The sequence below is a fragment of the Paenibacillus marchantiophytorum genome (assembly GCF_014640555.1).
GTDB classification, from domain to species: Bacteria; Bacillota; Bacilli; order Paenibacillales; family NBRC-103111; genus Paenibacillus_E; species Paenibacillus_E marchantiophytorum.
This window is the reverse complement of the sequence record NZ_BMHE01000005.1, coordinates 108154-123283: the sequence shown is the minus strand read 5'-3', so window position 1 is coordinate 123283 and position 15130 is coordinate 108154. Positions and strand designations below refer to the sequence as shown.

At 49.7% G+C, this 15130-nt stretch carries 18 protein-coding genes; all 18 read left to right on the top strand.

Annotated features, from left to right (window positions below):
• Positions 1–164: 164 nt before the first annotated feature.
• Positions 165–656, top strand: coding sequence for an ArpU family phage packaging/lysis transcriptional regulator (locus tag IEY34_RS07430; RefSeq protein WP_189009835.1), 492 nt, complete (start codon positions 165–167; stop codon positions 654–656).
• Between the two features lie 262 nt (positions 657–918).
• The gene (locus IEY34_RS07425) at positions 919–1743 is read left to right on the top strand and encodes a minor capsid protein (protein WP_189009833.1); all 825 of its coding nucleotides are present in this window, start codon (positions 919–921) and stop codon (positions 1741–1743) included.
• An 11-nt stretch (positions 1744–1754) separates the two neighbouring features.
• On the top strand, positions 1755–1973 hold the full coding sequence (locus IEY34_RS07420) for a YqzN/YkzM domain-containing protein (RefSeq protein ID WP_189009831.1): 219 nt from the start codon (positions 1755–1757) through the stop codon (positions 1971–1973).
• Complete coding sequence (locus IEY34_RS07415; protein WP_189009830.1) at positions 1973–3436, top strand: phage tail sheath subtilisin-like domain-containing protein; 1464 nt, start codon at positions 1973–1975, stop codon at positions 3434–3436. Before IEY34_RS07420 ends, IEY34_RS07415 begins: the two co-directional genes overlap by 1 nt.
• A gap of 12 nt (positions 3437–3448) precedes the next feature.
• The gene (locus IEY34_RS07410) at positions 3449–3859 is read left to right on the top strand and encodes a phage tail tube protein (protein WP_189009829.1); all 411 of its coding nucleotides are present in this window, start codon (positions 3449–3451) and stop codon (positions 3857–3859) included.
• A gap of 18 nt (positions 3860–3877) precedes the next feature.
• Positions 3878–4270 (top strand): phage tail assembly chaperone, encoded by a 393-nt coding sequence (locus IEY34_RS07405; protein ID WP_079414104.1) that lies wholly within the window; start codon positions 3878–3880, stop codon positions 4268–4270.
• Between the two features lie 35 nt (positions 4271–4305).
• Positions 4306–4446 (top strand): hypothetical protein, encoded by a 141-nt coding sequence (locus tag IEY34_RS07400; protein WP_189010153.1) that lies wholly within the window; start codon positions 4306–4308, stop codon positions 4444–4446.
• A gap of 5 nt (positions 4447–4451) precedes the next feature.
• Positions 4452–5885 (top strand): glycine zipper domain-containing protein, encoded by a 1434-nt coding sequence (locus IEY34_RS07395; RefSeq protein ID WP_189009828.1) that lies wholly within the window; start codon positions 4452–4454, stop codon positions 5883–5885.
• A 7-nt stretch (positions 5886–5892) separates the two neighbouring features.
• Positions 5893–6525 carry a LysM peptidoglycan-binding domain-containing protein gene (locus tag IEY34_RS07390; protein WP_189010128.1) on the top strand — a complete coding sequence of 211 codons (633 nt, stop codon included), beginning with the start codon at positions 5893–5895 and terminating at the stop codon, positions 6523–6525.
• On the top strand, positions 6525–7541 hold the full coding sequence (locus tag IEY34_RS07385; protein ID WP_189009827.1) for an XkdQ/YqbQ family protein: 1017 nt from the start codon (positions 6525–6527) through the stop codon (positions 7539–7541). Before IEY34_RS07390 ends, IEY34_RS07385 begins: the two co-directional genes overlap by 1 nt.
• Positions 7528–7917, top strand: coding sequence for a hypothetical protein (locus IEY34_RS07380; protein ID WP_189009826.1), 390 nt, complete (start codon positions 7528–7530; stop codon positions 7915–7917). Before IEY34_RS07385 ends, IEY34_RS07380 begins: the two co-directional genes overlap by 14 nt.
• The gene (locus IEY34_RS07375) at positions 7918–8379 is read left to right on the top strand and encodes a DUF2634 domain-containing protein (RefSeq protein ID WP_189009825.1); all 462 of its coding nucleotides are present in this window, start codon (positions 7918–7920) and stop codon (positions 8377–8379) included.
• Position 8380: 1 nt separating this feature from the next.
• Entirely contained in the window at positions 8381–9487 is a 1107-nt protein-coding gene (locus IEY34_RS07370) for a baseplate J/gp47 family protein (protein WP_189009824.1), read from the top strand.
• A 14-nt stretch (positions 9488–9501) separates the two neighbouring features.
• A complete protein-coding gene (locus tag IEY34_RS07365; RefSeq protein WP_189009822.1) occupies positions 9502–10035 on the top strand; it encodes a YmfQ family protein in 534 nt (177 codons plus the stop codon).
• Positions 10036–10052: 17 nt separating this feature from the next.
• Entirely contained in the window at positions 10053–13418 is a 3366-nt protein-coding gene (locus IEY34_RS07360; protein WP_189009820.1) for a hypothetical protein, read from the top strand.
• 13 nt (positions 13419–13431) lie between these two features.
• The gene (locus IEY34_RS07355; protein ID WP_189009818.1) at positions 13432–13968 is read left to right on the top strand and encodes an XkdW family protein; all 537 of its coding nucleotides are present in this window, start codon (positions 13432–13434) and stop codon (positions 13966–13968) included.
• Positions 13969–14044: 76 nt separating this feature from the next.
• Positions 14045–14443 carry a phage holin family protein gene (locus IEY34_RS07350; RefSeq protein ID WP_189009816.1) on the top strand — a complete coding sequence of 133 codons (399 nt, stop codon included), beginning with the start codon at positions 14045–14047 and terminating at the stop codon, positions 14441–14443.
• Positions 14440–15027, top strand: coding sequence for a glycoside hydrolase family 73 protein (locus IEY34_RS07345; protein ID WP_189009814.1), 588 nt, complete (start codon positions 14440–14442; stop codon positions 15025–15027). Before IEY34_RS07350 ends, IEY34_RS07345 begins: the two co-directional genes overlap by 4 nt.
• Positions 15028–15130: the final 103 nt, after the last annotated feature.

Below are 15130 nucleotides of genomic sequence, written 5' to 3'. Positions count from 1 at the left end.
GCTTCATCACCTCGTTCTATTGTAAATGGTTTGTGGTGCAAAAAACAAGAGGGAAGAATAAAAAAAAGTTTTGATATTCAAAACTTTTGTATTGAAATTCGATACAAGACATCGTATGATTTGTTTAGAAATTCAAAACGACAAATTTTAGGAGATGATCGCAGATGATGGATCGCATTATAGATATAGAGCAAGCTGACATCGATCAGAAAGCAACGCGCAAACGTGTGGAAAGGGTGCTTGAAATGGTGCGGATGTATCAGTCTATTGGCAGCATGCGTAAAGATCGGGGAGTTTTTGCAGATTTCAAACCAGCGCCGAGGGCAGCTGATTTGCGAAGTTTGAATGGGGGCGATACCGCGGCGGATTTGCCAAGTTTGAACGAACTCGATACCGCGGCTTATTTGGCAAATTTGTGTGTGGAGGTGGAAGAAGTCGTCTCGAGGCTCGATGAGCAGGAACAGGAAATGATTCGCAGGCGATATTTGCAAAAGGAAAAGGTGTTTGATTTCTTGCTCTTCCATGAACTGAATTTAAGCGAACGAACGTACCGCCGGGTGAAGGCCAAAGCGATGAGCAAGCTAGCCTACATGATGCGATTGGAAGTAACCGGCAGGAAGAAGACGCTGGAAGGCCCTCAGCAAGTTGGCCGCTAGTTGGCAGTTCATCCATCGAAGGGGCGTGGTAAGATCGTTGTGTAGACCGATAAGGGAGGCGATGTTCCTGAACAGGCTTTGGTATAAATCGTTCGGACTTGTGTCGAGTTAGGCCCTCGGAAGGCTGCTTGGAGGACGAGCGGAAGGAGTGAAGCATGTGGAACGGCGGAATGTGTGCAGGAAAAGTTTGAAAGAGAAAAAAATGTGTTGAATTTCAAAACAAACCTAATAGGACATGCCCGAAAGGAGGTGAGAGAAGTGAATGATTAATCTAGCTAATCAATTAGCGCTCTATCTTCAATCGGAGGGTGAAGGAACGCTGGGAAGCAATCTGTTCGTGGACAGCTTGCCGGCATCTCCGGATGCAGCCGCATGGTTCAGTCATGTTGGCGGCAGCGCTGAGTTCAAGCTTGATGCGCCGCAAGGCTGGCGCAAGCTAAGTCTTAGTGCGAGGCACACAACACCGCAGGGCTCGCAGGATCGGATATGGAGCGCCATTCATAAGCTGCTTAATCCGCTAGCAGGCGTCATTGAGGTGGACGGACAGGCTTACACGGTACAAGTGACTTCGCTGCCTGCTCTGCAGGAGAAGGATGCATCGGGCCGCTATATCATGAAGGCGGTTATGATTCTGAAACAGGTTGCACCTGTCGCAGAACCGTGGCTGGAAGCGATATCGCTGTTCACGGGAACAGCATTAGGCTCGCCATGGCGTGTCTATCGCGGGTTCAATGGCACATGCCGTCCCAGCGTCTCCTGGCAATGCATGAACGAGCAAAGTGCCGCAGCGTCAAGAGGAGCCAACCAACTGACCAAACAGTTCGTTGGACAGCTTGCGGCAAGATCGGCAGGCGAGTATCAAATGGCTGCCCAGGCTTTGCTGTTGGGACTTTCTGAACAAGCCAAGCTCCCTATGGCCGGCGTCGGCGGCAGGTGGCTAACCGTGTTGAATGCCGGCGTCAGCATTCGCGCTGGCGATTTGTCCACGGGGACGTTTAGCGTGACGTTAAGTGGTACTGCTGCTGTGCCGCAAGGGACATTCCCGCTCATTGCTGGCCTGCACACCGCAACACAAATCGATAATTGAGGTGATTCATTTTGAAACAAGGTACGACGAAAACAACGGGCAAACAGATAGAATCCGCAGAAGCGGCATCCTATCCCCAAGAGGAATTAATCGCTCAATCGCAAGCGCTGTTTGCTTGCCAACCGGAAGTGCTGATCGGCGCTTTGCATGGTTGCGAAGAGACTGAATTTACGCTTGAAGCAGCGAATCAACGTATTCAAAACTTTTTACAAAGGAAGGTGTTGGCATAATGGCAGGTGGAACTTGGAGTGGGACGGATCGTCCGGTATTGCCGGGTTTTTATATGAATTTTGAGGCAGCGGCGTTAAGCGCTATTGAGCCTGGCGGGCAAGGCGTAGTAGCGATGCCTGTGAAAGCGAACTGGGGCGCGGTGCGGCAGTTTGTGGAAATTACGAGTGAGCAAGGCATCTATGATGCTTATGGCGTTGATCAAGGGGATGCGGCGACTGCGCCGGCTGTGTTGAAGCTGGCTTTGCTCGGCAAGCCGAAAAAGCTGCTCGCTTACCGGATTGCCGATGCGGCAGCGGCCAAAGCGAGCGTGACCCTGAAGGACTCCGCAGCGGCCAATGTGTTGAAGCTTACGGCCAAATACGAGGGTACTCGGGGCAATAACTTCTCTGTCATCGTACAGACGAATGCTGTGGACGGGACCAAAAAAGATTTGAAGCTTCTTGAAGGAACAGCGACTCTCAAAGTATTTACCTTCTCAGGCAGCACCATTCAAGCGGCAGCCGATGCGATTAATCAGGATGCCAGCAACGTATGGTTGACGGCATCGGTACTCGCTCCAGGCAATGGCACACTCGCGCCAGTCGCAGGCAGCGCATTAACAGGGGGCAACTCCGGTATCAGCACCATTGTTTCCACAGATTATGTGAATGCGCTCAGTGCGCTTGAAACCCAGCAGTTCCATGTTCTAGCGCTGGATGGGTTATCGGATGCAAGCATTCAAGCTTCGACCGTTGCTTGGACGACGCGTTTGCGCAGCGAAGGCAAAGGCATTGTCACGGTGCTGGGCGGTTCAGCCGCCGACGATATCGCGGCTGATGCGGTCAGCCGAGCGACAGCGCGAAGCGCAACATTCAATCACGAAGCCATCGTGAATGTGGGAACTGGGGCTGTATTGGCGGGGACAAGCTATAGTTCGGCGTATATTTCCGCCTATGTTGCTGGCCTCATTGCAGGTCAGAAGTTAAGCGAAGCGACCACCTACGCAGTCGCGCCATTCAGTGATGTGACACGCCGCTGGACGCGAAGCGAACAGGAAACGGCCGTGAAGAACGGGGTCTTCCTTTTGTACCATGACGGTCAGAAAGTAAAGGCGCTTCGCGGTATGAACGCGTTGATCAGCTTGCGTCAAGGACAGAACGCGGCCTGGAAGAAAATCCGCACCATTCGCGTGATGGATACAATTAACAACGATCTGCTCCGCACCGCGGAAGACAGCTATATCGGCAAGGTGAACAACACCGAAGAAGGAAGATTGGCACTAGTGGAAGCGGCTAAGCAGTATATGCAGACATTGGCGCAAGCCGGTGTGATTGAAGCGGCAAATTTCGATGTGTATTTGAACCCGGCCTATTATGGTCAAGGCTCGGTGCTGACGCCGGCTGCGGACCAAGTGTATATCAAGTGGGAAGCGAAGCTGACGGACGTGATGGAACAAATTTTTGGCACGTTTATCGTAAATTAAGGGGGACTAGCGATGAGTTTAGATGCGAGCAGAGTTATTTTAGGGACGTATGGCCAGGTATTTATTGCAGGGGAATGGCAATCGAATTTTAACCATTTGGAAGCCAATGTGGAAATTCAGAAGAAAGAATTGAATCTTGCCGGCGACCCTTGGGTGCGTCACAAGAAAGGCGCTATGAAGGGAACGGGAACGATGAGCGGGTTCAAAGTGACCAGCAAGATGATTGCCCGTGGCTTCGATAAATTCAGTCTCGTTTCCAAATTAAGCGATCCCGATTCCTACGGCTACGAGCGGATTACATTGAATAATGTGATGCTCGACAAGCTGCAGCTGGCGAATTGGACGGCAGGCGAGGAAGTGAAGGAGGAAGTTTCCTTTACGTTCGAGGGCTACACACTGAATGACCCGATCAGGGATATCTAAAAGAGGAGGAACACGATCATGTTAACGGATGAACAGATTTTGCAAAAGCTGCTCGACGCAGATCAATTGCCAGAAAAGACGGTGACCCTTTCGAGGGTCGGCGTCCCGATTATCTTGCGCGGATTAACCGGGAAGCAGGTGTTTGCGCTGCGTGAGCGCTGCACGGAACGTTCGGATCGCCGAGGCGTGCACACCGACCGCTTGGACGAAGAGCAGTTCAACGTTGCGTTGATCGCTGCTGCCACCGTGTCCCCCAACTGGGGGGACTCGAGGCTGCTGACGAAGTACCAAGCCAGCTCCGGCGAGGAAGTGATCAAGCGGATTTTGCTCGCAGGCGAGCTGTCTGCGCTTGGGGATGAAGTGCTGGACCTAAGCGGTTTCAACACGACGCTGGATGAAGTAAAAAACTAATTGCCTCCGGGGGGCTCCCGGCGATGCTCCATGCGATGTGGACGCGTCACCATCTGCGCCCCGGAGCATTCTGGAAGCTGCCTCGCGGTGAGCAGCAGTTCCTGCTCGCCAGCTTGGAACTCGAGCTGGAGCAGGAACAAGCGCTGCAGCGAGAGCGCGATCGCGCAAGGAGGTGAGAGCGATGAGTGATACCGTACTAGTTGGCAATATGGCCAAAATGATGGCTGCGCAGGATCGATTGCGCAGTATGGTGGACCGGACGGGCGCATCAACGAGGCGTCTGGAAGATATGTTCGGCAAGGCTGCTGAGGCCAGCGCCAAATTAAGTCAGATTACCGCCAGACCGACGATTGCGATCAGGGATTATTTCTCCTTCGTGATTGACCGACTGCTGCTGCAATTGGCGGATTTGCGCCACACGAAGGTGGATTTGAAGCTGATGCTGGGTGAGGACATCCTCAGGAACGCCAAGCAGCTTCGCGATTTGTTGAAGGGGCTCGGCGGCAGTCTATCCATTGACGTGGAGGCGAAAGGAGCGGCTAAAGCGTCGGCTTCCGCCTCAGCATCCGTGACGATGGTGAGCGTGACCACCAAACCGGATACGAACCCGATTGATACGTGGATTGATCGAATTCTGAAAATCGCCGAAGCGATTAAGGCTTTGGGAGAGGCGTTCCAAGCGTTTGGCGCAGGCTTTAAAAGTTTTGCACAGGGGATCAAAATCCTCAAGGAGCTGTTTACGGGAAAAGGCAAACAGCCTGCGGGAGATAAAACCAAGCCAAAGGCAGGCGGGAAGACTGATCCTTGCGCCAAGGAGAAGACGAAGTGCAAGGGCGGGGATAAGACCAAGTCCAAATCCGGTTCGAAAACGAAGTGCAGAGGCGGCAGCAAAACGAAATCGAAGACAAGCGATGCTGCACCCAAGAGCAAGTCGAAGGGCAATAAAGCGGAAGCTAGCGCAGGGGAAAGAGCCCGTGGAACTCCTCCACCGGCGCCGCCCGCCACAGATGTGATACCGGAAGGAAATCCGGCAGCTCCGCAAGGAGGGCGCTTGGGCAAGTTGTTCAAGAAAGGCGCCAAGCTGCTGAAAATGGGTGGGAAAGTGTTGAAGCCGCTAGGTATCGGACTATCTGCCGTAGATATTTTGACCTCCGATAATAAGGCTGCGGCAGCGATTCAAGCAGGTTCAGGCGCAGCAGGCACTGCGCTGGGAGCCACGATCGGGTCATTTATTTTACCAGGTGTAGGGACAGCTGTTGGCGGTATTGTGGGTGGTTGGCTTGGTGATAAAGCCGGTTCCTATATTAATGATAAATTGTTTGGGAGTAAGGATACCTCCCAGGATCAGGAATCCAAAACAGATCTGCTGCCTGCGGGTCGTGAGTCTGCGGCTGCTGATCCCTTGCAAGCGAATGACTCAGGAGGGAACGGGGGTAGTCAGGAGGCTGCGCCGCCTAATCAATATGAGATTACGGTGGACGGGATCACGATTAATTTTCCCAAAGAAGAAGTGGATGAGGAAGAGTTGGCCCTCACCATCGGGCACCAAATCGCCTCGCAAATCAATGCAGCCATTCAAAATCGCGTAGAGAACGGAGGGGGCGCTTATGGCTGATAAACAGATGGATTTTACGCTGGAAGATCCAAGCGGCTTGAAACTCCATTTCCCTGTCAATCCGTCTGAGGTGAACATTCGCCGGGACAAAAGCTTTGAAACGATCACGATTATTCGTGGCGGTGAGCTGGATGTACCGCAAGGAGTGAAGGTGAAGGAAATTGCCTTCTCCTCCTTTTTTCCGGCGGATTATGATGCCAGCTACTGCAAATATAAATCGCTGCCTAATCCACAAACGGCGATGAATCAGTTGAATACGTGGATGGAGAGCCAGGAACCGCTGCGGCTGATTATTACGGAAACCGATGTGAATGTGCTGGTCATGCTTTCGGCGCATAACAGCAGCTTCAGGGGCGGCGAGCCGGGCGATGTGTATTTCGATGTGACTTTTCGTACATGGAATGACTATAAAGTAAGAACATTGGATGAGCGATTAGGCAGCTCGGGCGGGGAGGCGCGTTCTGATATTAAACCGGTGCCTCCTACTTATAAGGTCAAGTCAGGCGATTCTCTATGGGCTATTGCCAAAATAAACCTAGGCTCCGGCGGCCGTTGGCGGGAGATTTATGAAGCTAATCGGGCCATTATCGGTGATAACCCCGATCTGATTCAGCCTGACCAAGAGTTGGTGATACCGTGATGACCGCACTAAGGTTGGCAGGTGCTTATGATATTTGGCTGGAGGATCGGTACGCCTTTCAGGATTTGATTTATGAGCTGACGCTGGAAGAGGCGTTGGATGAGATTTCCTACAGGGCCCAGGCGACACTGGTTGTGTCACCGGATTTTCCGGGGATGAAGCCAGGACAAGCGGTTCGTGTGTTGGGGGTTCCTTTTGGCGGGAGCGAGCAGGTTGATTTGCTGAATCCTGCCGTTGTTTGGCAGTGTGAGAATCACTATGAACGCAGCGACCGGCTAACAGTCACGATGTATGATCGCACGATTTATTTGGCCAAATCCGAGGATGAATATGTGTTCCCGGCTGGGATGACGGCGAGCGAGCGCATTCGCAAATACGCCGATGATTGGAACATTCGGTATGACCGTTTACCGGATACGGAAGTGAAGCTGGCTAAGGCGCTTTATCGCGCGGAGTCGATCTACGGGATGATGATGAAAGATTTGAAGGAAACGGCCAAGAAAGGCGGTCCGATGTATCGCCCCCGCATGACGGTCGCAGGCTTGGAACTCGTGCAAATTGGCAGCAACAGGGTGGTTTGGTCGTTAGAGCCAAGCGAGAATGTGATAAGCATTATGCAGAAAAGGACGCTCGAAGGCGCCGTGACCAAGGTAAAAGTGCTGGGCACCAAAGAGGCCGGTGACGATGCTGCCGCACAAGTGCTAGCCGTTGAAGAAGGAGAAATTGCAGCGCTGGGCACCTTGCAGAAAATTGTGCAGGAAAGCAGCTACAACTCTGTCAGCGAAGCCAAAGAGGCCGCACATGCGCTGCTGGCGGGCGTACAGGAAACCATCAGCGTGACATCGCTGGATATCAACACGATTCGCGCAGGCGATAAGGTCGATCTGGCTGGCAGCGGGATGGAGCTGATCGCGATGTCCGTCCGGCATGAGCTGGGCGACCCCGGCAAAATGGTGCTGGAACTGGGCAGCCCCGAGCTGGTAAGAAGGAGGTATTACATGAATGAATCCGTATAAAAAGCTCGCGACTACGCTCGACAATCGGATGTCTGGACATGCGGCATCGGCCATCACAGGCCTGCCTGCGGAGCTGGGAACGATGACGGCCGGGGGACTCAAGCTGGATCGTTTTAAACATGAGATTGCGGACTATTATGTGGCGGATTGGATGGCGAAGCTGCATCTGCCTGCTTTTACACTTGGCGGTAGTGTCACTGGATTGACCAGCGGCAGCGGGGCTGTGACCGGGCAGGGGGCGTTTGCTTTTGGCGAGTCCGTGGTGGAGGATGTGCGTTTGGAGTTTCAGCATGGCTTGAAGTCTGGAGACCGTGTCTTGGCGATTCCTATCAATGATGGCAATGATGCTGTGATCATCTGCAAGGTGGTGAAATAGATGCCGAATTTATTTCCGCAGGTTGGGTCAGGAGCAGGAGCAGGAACCCTTGTTGGGGAGAAGCGCAAAGGAGCGGTTAAGTTTGGGCGCAGCCCGAAGTTTGACCATTCACTTGGCGAATTCGTAACGACCCAGACGGGGAGAATTGCCGAATGCACGGCTACAGAAGCATGGCTGGAATGGTGTCAAAAGGCGCTGCGTACGGAGCGCTACGCGCATCTCGTATATTCGCGGACGTATGGTCAGGAATTTGAGGATTTGATTGCCCGGCATTTGACCAGGCAGGCGAATGAAATGGAAATCGTCCGGATCACGACGGAAACGTTGAAAGTCGATCCGCGTACAGCGGATGTGCGTCGTTTTACATTTTATTGGAAAAATAGCGAGTGTTCGTTTCAATGTGAAATCACCAACGTGCGAGGCGAGCAAAAGAACATAAAGGGAAGTGTGGTGATCAGTTAATATGGCTAGTTTACCGGATTATTTGACCGAGCAGACCGAAGAAGCCATTCGGGGGCGCATGCTGGACAGGCTTCCGTCCGATTTGGATCAATCCGAGGGATCGTACATGTGGGATGCCTTGGCTCCGGCTTCCATCGAGTTGGCGCAGGCGGCTATTCAGTCGCAGGAGGTTTTGCGGCGAGGTTTTGCAGGGACGACCTTCGGCCCGTATTTGGATTTGCGTTGTGCGGAGCATGGCGTTTTTCGCAAGGATGCCGTTAAGGCCGTAGGAGCCGTTGAGTTTGGAGGAACATCGGGTACCCTTGTGCCTAAAGGAACACGCATCGGAACGCTGGCGGATACGTATCATGGGACGGCTTCGATTATTTTTGAGACGCTGGATGTGGGCGTTGTAGATGGCTCGGGGCGTGCTGTCGTGCTGGTATCTGCTGTGAATGGCGGGACAGGGGGGAATGTACCCAGTGGTGCAATTAGCCTGTTGATTTCGCCTATCGCTGGGATTACAGGTGTGAGTCATGCCTTGCCGATGGCGGGTGGAGCTGAAATAGAAGGAGATGCAGCGCTGCTCAATCGCTATTATGCTAAAGTTCGGTCTCCCGGAACAAGCGGGAACAAAGCAGATTATCTCAACTGGGCGCTCGATGTCGCAGGCGTTGGCGCTGCTCAGGTGCTGCCTTTGTGGAACGGTCCAGGCACCGTGAAAGTCGTTGTCATCGGTACGGACAAAAGAAGCGCTTCGCCTTCCGTTGTCGCTGCTGTGCAGCAGTATATTTATCCAGCGTCGCCATTGGTTGGCAAAGCGCCTATCGGTGCAGCCGTTACCGTCGTTGCGGCTTCCGAAATTTCGGTAGGCATCACGGCCAGTGTAACGTTGAATGGGAGCCGAACCTTAGCGCAGGTGAAAGCTGATTTTATGGCGACTGTTCGCAGCTATTTAGCGGAAATAGCATTCTCTGCTGATCCGTATGTACGCTATGTGCGCATCGGCTCCTTGCTGCTCGATACGCCGGGCGTGCAGGATTATGCCGGCTTGCAGTTGAACGGTGGCGGGACCAACATTGTGATCGGCGCTGGGCAAGTTGCCGTCATTGGGGCGGTGACGCTGTGAGTAGTAGCAACAGGATGAAGGGATATTTGCCCCGCTATTATGAGACCTCGCGGATCATGGATGGCATTCTGCAAGCGCAGGGCGCGGAGCTTGATCTTGTACGTGTCTCCCTGGAGGAGATACTCGCGCAGTTCTTCGTCGGCTCCGCCACGTGGGGGCTCGACGCTTGGGAAGCCGAGCTCGGCATCGCGCCGGTGCCGGGCAAGCCCGACGATCAGCGTCGGTCGGTCATCAACGCCAAGCTGCGCGGCGTTGGGACCGTTACCGTCGAGCTGATCGAGAGCGTGGCTAGCGCGTACAGTCGCGGCGCGGTCCAAGTGACGCAGCAGCCGGCTGCGTATCAGTTCACCGTGCGGTTCGTGGACGCGCTCGGCACGCCGCCGAATCTTGGCGATCTGAAAGCGGCGATCGACGAGATCAAACCGGCACATTTGCAAGTCGTGTACCAGTACAAATACTTCTTGCTCAATCAGCTGCACCAAACGATGACCATCAATCAAATTCAAACGAGGAAAATGACCGATTTCGCGCCATTCATCCCCGTTTAACCTGGAGGGAAACGCATATGCCGAGCTCGACAACGAACATGGGGCTTTATAAGAAGAACCCGTCTACGGATGGAAATGACACGTTTGATATTAACACGATGTTGAATGACAACTGGGATCGGATTGATTCTCAGGTTGGGGGGCAGTTGGCTGATTCGGCGCCTATGGCGGTGAATTTGGTGAATGGTTTGCAGGTTGTTACGGCTCCGAAAGGGGCGCCGTTTAATGGGATAAACATTCGTGGGCGCACTTTGGTTAACTTGTTGGGGCGTGATGGTAATTGTGAGGATCTTACGCCATTCTTTAGAGCAGGAACCGTAACACTTGATTCCACCATTAAAAAGTATGGAACAAACTCCTTTAAGACTGCCCAATCCGTTTCTACAAGCTTTGCCTACAAAAATAATTTTGCTCTCGTATCGGGACGATATTATGTGGCTTTAATGGATGCTTATATGACAGCTACGTCCGGTGCGGTTATGGCATTAAGTGTTCAACAAAATAGTCTAGGAGCTAACATAGGCACATCTTTAAAAACGTTTGATTCTTCAAAGCTGAACCAATGGCAAACGCTTGTGACGTCATTTACAGGATCAGCGGCTACAGGTGGAGTATGTTCAGTAGTATTCGGGGGTACCTCTACAGGTACGGCAACGGGTTATATGGACGGTCTCCGACTATACGAAGTTACAGCAATAGAATATGGTAACTTGACGACGTTAACAGTCGATCAACTTGCAGCTAAATATCCATACGTAGATGATGTAAAGCATATCAATGCACCTTATGTAATTAAGTATGGGGAGAATTTATTGCCTACGTTTAACGAATGGACGGTTAACAATGGCACTGGTGGTGTCGCAACTATTACGAATCCTTACTCGATAAATTTAAATGCCAGTGGGTCAACAGGTGAACTAAGTACGTACTACGAAGTACCCGTAATTTCTGGGCAACAGTACACATTGACTAATCCATCAACTTCATACATGCGAATTGTAATACTCGACATAACAGGCACTTCACTTGTCAGGAATGTAATATCAGGCAATACAAGTAGAGTGTTAACAATGCCTAGTAATGCAACTATTTTACGTGTGATTGCGACATCATTAATTAGCTTCACAGATGAAACGAATACCGCTACGTATGTTTACGGAACAGGTTCAGCGTACATTTTCTCTAACCCTATACTAAACCTTGGAGCAACAGCTAAACCATTCAAGCCACGTAATGACGATATGCTTGCCTTTCCTAACGTACAGTTAGCTTCATCCGTAGATGGGACGGTCTATGACACGTTGTTTAAACGTGATGGCAAATACTTTGTTGAGAAGCGATTTAAGGATATGGTGCTAGATGGTAGTTTGGGTTGGATAACTAATGGTGTACCCAATGCTACATTTGGTAGAGTGGGATTGCCACTTTCAAATGCAAATTTGAGTGCCAATAATGCAAAAATGGTTAAGTTCGATGGCAAAACAGTATCGGAAACAACAGACACACCTTACGGTTCAGGAGTCATTGATAATTTTTACATTTGGAGTAACGACACGCTCTACATCGATTTAGCTAATGCTGATACAGGGTGGGGAAATGGCTATCCTCCATCAGTGCAAGAGATACAAGCGTATTTCTATGGTTGGAAGATGTTTGAATGGGGGCAACCTGTAACTGGGACATACAATGGGACAGGAACAAAAGGTTGGATACAGGCTAATAACGTTATTAACAACCCTGCATTTTACACGAATGTACTACCAACATCCATAAATACGAATAAGTACACACCTTACAAACTAACCTATCAACTAGCTACACCAACATTTGAAGAAATCCAAGTAGATGCAGGAATGTCTTTGCATGAGGGATTGAATCAGATTGAAGTAGGGCAAGGGGTTATAGTGCGAGAAAAAGTAGATGCTTCTTTTATATCTGTTGGCTTTAACCAAATTAACACACTGTCGTCACCACTTAAATATAGAAACAGTAGGTTGTTAAGAGTTTACAAAAATGGGCGTGATGACGCTTGGTTTATCGGATCAAGACCTGTAGGAACAGCAACGATAGAACAATTAGGGTACGGTTATGCACAAAAAATACCGAGTGCCTACGACCCAACAGCAACATACGAAATATCATATATTGCCCTTGACCAACATCTATTGTCTGCTCCAATAACAGGAGTTTCTGGAGAAGCAGCAAGCAACTTAAAAACCGTTGTTGATACATTAGCAATTAATCAAGCAGACCAAGACGCACGAATTAGTGCTAATGAGATTCTAGCTAGACAAATATATAATGTGCCGCAAAAAACTACGGCAAATATGACGTTATATGTGGATGCTACAAATGGTGCAGATAATGGGGACGGAAGCGCAGTAAAACCATATAAGACTATCCAATTTGCTATTAATCAAATTCCACAAGTTATAAACCACTTTGTTACCGTGAATGTAGCAGCAGGAACTTATGCTGAATCAATTATTATTAACGGCTTTGTCGGTCAAGGAAAATTACTAATATCATCTAATAGCGGTGCTAATGTATCTCAATTTTACAGTATTATTAACAACACCATTGAATTAGTCTTATCAGGTTTTAACATAACAACTACAACGGGAACAGCAATTTCAGCAAATAACAGTTCTAGGGTTATTGTTTCTGGCTGTGCTATTGTTTCATCAGCACCAACACAAATTGGTATACAAATGAATACTGGCATGATGTATGTTGTTCAAACTGTAATATCTAATAGAAATTATGCCATTTTAGCTAATTTAGGTAAACTTATCAGCGATTTGAATTCTGGCACTAATAATAACTTTAGCCTCGCTTCTACTTTAGGGGGAGAAATTGTTAAAATTAATTCTCAGCCGTCTGGTTTAGAAAGTCTTGGAACAGGAGCTGCGATCCGCAGCGCAATTCTTAATCCTTGGGGAGATAACACACAAGCAAATAGAAGCGCATTCCTTGCATATCAAACAGGAGCTTCAAACCAAGTTTTCTCAGCGTCAACCATTACAAAAGTAAATTATTCTCAGGCTACTTTTTACGATAACAAATCGGAATTCACTTTAGCAACATCTACATTTATAGCTAAAGATAGCGGATTATACTTATTTACAGCAAATTTGCGGATAAATTCCATGCCTGCAAATAGTAATGCTTACATGTCTTTATATATAAATGGTACAGAAGGTTTTAGGCCAAATCAATTTGGGACAGTAGCTAGTGTTACATCGTATCAAATTGGGATGACTCAAACAGTAAAACTTAACGCAGGTGATATGGTAAATGTGTACTTCTATTGTTCAAATGCTGTCGTAGCCGATGCATCACAGACAGTTTTCCAAACATTCACAGGAACACGTATCGCATAAAGGAGGAACCCCCATGAACATACCACAAGCAATCATGCATCTACACCCACAAGCCAATCCCCTAGCCGACTTCATCGTCCAAGACGACTCAGACGGAAACGGCCCATACATCGCAAAATGGAACCTAGAATCTCCCGAGCCAACTCCCGAGCAACTCCAATCCGCATGGGAAGCGATGCAGCCAACTCCGGAGCAAGTTTTGTCACATTCGAAGCAATCAAAGACTGAAGAACTCAACTCCAAATGCAACACAACAATCCTAAGCGGATTCAAGTCAAAAGCTCTCGGCAGCGAACACACCTACGACTATGACTACGAAGCCCAAACAAATCTCAACAGCACGCTAAACGCAATCGCCGCTGGCATAGCGACCGAACCCATCCTGTGGAAAGCCTCCGGCATGCCACAGCCACACTCATTCGAACAATTCAAAACCCTCAACGCTGATGGGCTAGCCCACAAAAACGTCAACATCAGCAAGTACTGGGAGCTAAAAACAGCACTTTCAGAAGCACAAACTGAAGAAGAAATCTCATCAATTACATGGTAATTATTTGCGAAAGGCTACCCAGAACCTACAATCTCGGTGGCCTTTCTCCACCTAATAAAGAAAGGAGCAACTACACATGAATCAAATCAATTTTAATATGATTTCAGCCGTGTTTGGGACGATGTTAACGTACGCATTCGGCGGTTGGAATGAGTTGATGGCCCTGTTTCTGATGGCGATTCTCGTTGATTATTTGACGGGGATGGCTGCTTCGATGAAGGAACAACGCGGACTGAATAGCCAGGTCGGCTTTTGGGGACTCGCGCGCAAAGGGTTGATGCTGCTGGTCATTATGCTGGCGCATCGGATGGATCTGCTGTTTGATACGGAGCTGATGATGACGGCGGCGATTTATTTTTATTTAGCCAATGAGTTGATTTCCATTACGGAGAATTATGGGCGGTTGGGCCTTCCGCTGCCGAACTTTCTTAAACAGATGATTCAAATACTACGCAGCAAAGGGGAGGGGCTATGAGCAAGGAAAGTTTTATTGATCAAGTGGCGCCTGCGGCGCAAGCGGATATGCTGGCGTATGGGATTTTGGCGAGTGTGACGATCGCGCAGGCGATTTTGGAAAGCGGCTGGGGGCGCTCGGCTCCTGGAAATAATTTGTTTGGCATCAAAGGGAGCGGGCAGCAGCAAGCGACGCAGGAGTTCATTAATGGCAAGTGGGTGCGAATTGTTGATGGTTTTAGGGTGTACGAGTGCTGGGCGGATAGCATACGCGATCATTCGCTTTTGCTTTCGCAGAATCTACGCTACAAGAATGTTTTGAATGAACGCAATTACCAAATTGCAAGCAAGGAATTACAGCGTGCAGGATACGCGACAGATCCCAAGTATGCGGACAAGCTTATTCAAATCATAGAAGGAAGTGATCTCGCTCGTTTTGATCAGTTGGAGGAAAAGGGGGAATATATGATGAGCGCGGATGATGCGAACAAGATTATTCATTTTCTATCGGCCGCTTGGATGAGCACAGAGGATGTAGAAGCTAGGGAAGAATTCCATCGACTAGCGGATGAACTTCGTAAGGCTTCGGGCCAACTGGAAGCGTAAAGGAAACACAAATAAGAGCCTTCAGGGGCTCTTATTTGTGCGAATTCTCTTCATTAGAGGTGAATAGAAGACGTAAAAGACTCTTATTGGCTCGGATTCCCTA

Bases quoted from the DNA above. Each gene is read 5' to 3' on its own strand.
- IEY34_RS07410 (WP_189009829.1), top strand. From the start codon at position 3,449: ATGAGTTTAGATGCGAGCAGAGTTATTTTAGGGACGTATGGCCAGGTA.
- IEY34_RS07350 (WP_189009816.1), top strand. From the start codon at position 14,045: ATGAATCAAATCAATTTTAATATGATTTCAGCCGTGTTTGGGACGATG.
- IEY34_RS07345 (WP_189009814.1), top strand. From the start codon at position 14,440: ATGAGCAAGGAAAGTTTTATTGATCAAGTGGCGCCTGCGGCGCAAGCG.
- IEY34_RS07430 (WP_189009835.1), top strand. From the start codon at position 165: ATGATGGATCGCATTATAGATATAGAGCAAGCTGACATCGATCAGAAA.
- IEY34_RS07370 (WP_189009824.1), top strand. From the start codon at position 8,381: ATGGCTAGTTTACCGGATTATTTGACCGAGCAGACCGAAGAAGCCATT.
- IEY34_RS07425 (WP_189009833.1), top strand. From the start codon at position 919: ATGATTAATCTAGCTAATCAATTAGCGCTCTATCTTCAATCGGAGGGT.
- IEY34_RS07355 (WP_189009818.1), top strand. From the start codon at position 13,432: ATGAACATACCACAAGCAATCATGCATCTACACCCACAAGCCAATCCC.
- IEY34_RS07395 (WP_189009828.1), top strand. From the start codon at position 4,452: ATGAGTGATACCGTACTAGTTGGCAATATGGCCAAAATGATGGCTGCG.
- IEY34_RS07390 (WP_189010128.1), top strand. From the start codon at position 5,893: ATGGATTTTACGCTGGAAGATCCAAGCGGCTTGAAACTCCATTTCCCT.
- IEY34_RS07400 (WP_189010153.1), top strand. From the start codon at position 4,306: ATGTGGACGCGTCACCATCTGCGCCCCGGAGCATTCTGGAAGCTGCCT.
- IEY34_RS07405 (WP_079414104.1), top strand. From the start codon at position 3,878: ATGTTAACGGATGAACAGATTTTGCAAAAGCTGCTCGACGCAGATCAA.
- IEY34_RS07415 (WP_189009830.1), top strand. From the start codon at position 1,973: ATGGCAGGTGGAACTTGGAGTGGGACGGATCGTCCGGTATTGCCGGGT.
- IEY34_RS07365 (WP_189009822.1), top strand. From the start codon at position 9,502: ATGAAGGGATATTTGCCCCGCTATTATGAGACCTCGCGGATCATGGAT.
- IEY34_RS07380 (WP_189009826.1), top strand. From the start codon at position 7,528: ATGAATCCGTATAAAAAGCTCGCGACTACGCTCGACAATCGGATGTCT.
- IEY34_RS07360 (WP_189009820.1), top strand. From the start codon at position 10,053: ATGCCGAGCTCGACAACGAACATGGGGCTTTATAAGAAGAACCCGTCT.
- IEY34_RS07385 (WP_189009827.1), top strand. From the start codon at position 6,525: ATGACCGCACTAAGGTTGGCAGGTGCTTATGATATTTGGCTGGAGGAT.
- IEY34_RS07375 (WP_189009825.1), top strand. From the start codon at position 7,918: ATGCCGAATTTATTTCCGCAGGTTGGGTCAGGAGCAGGAGCAGGAACC.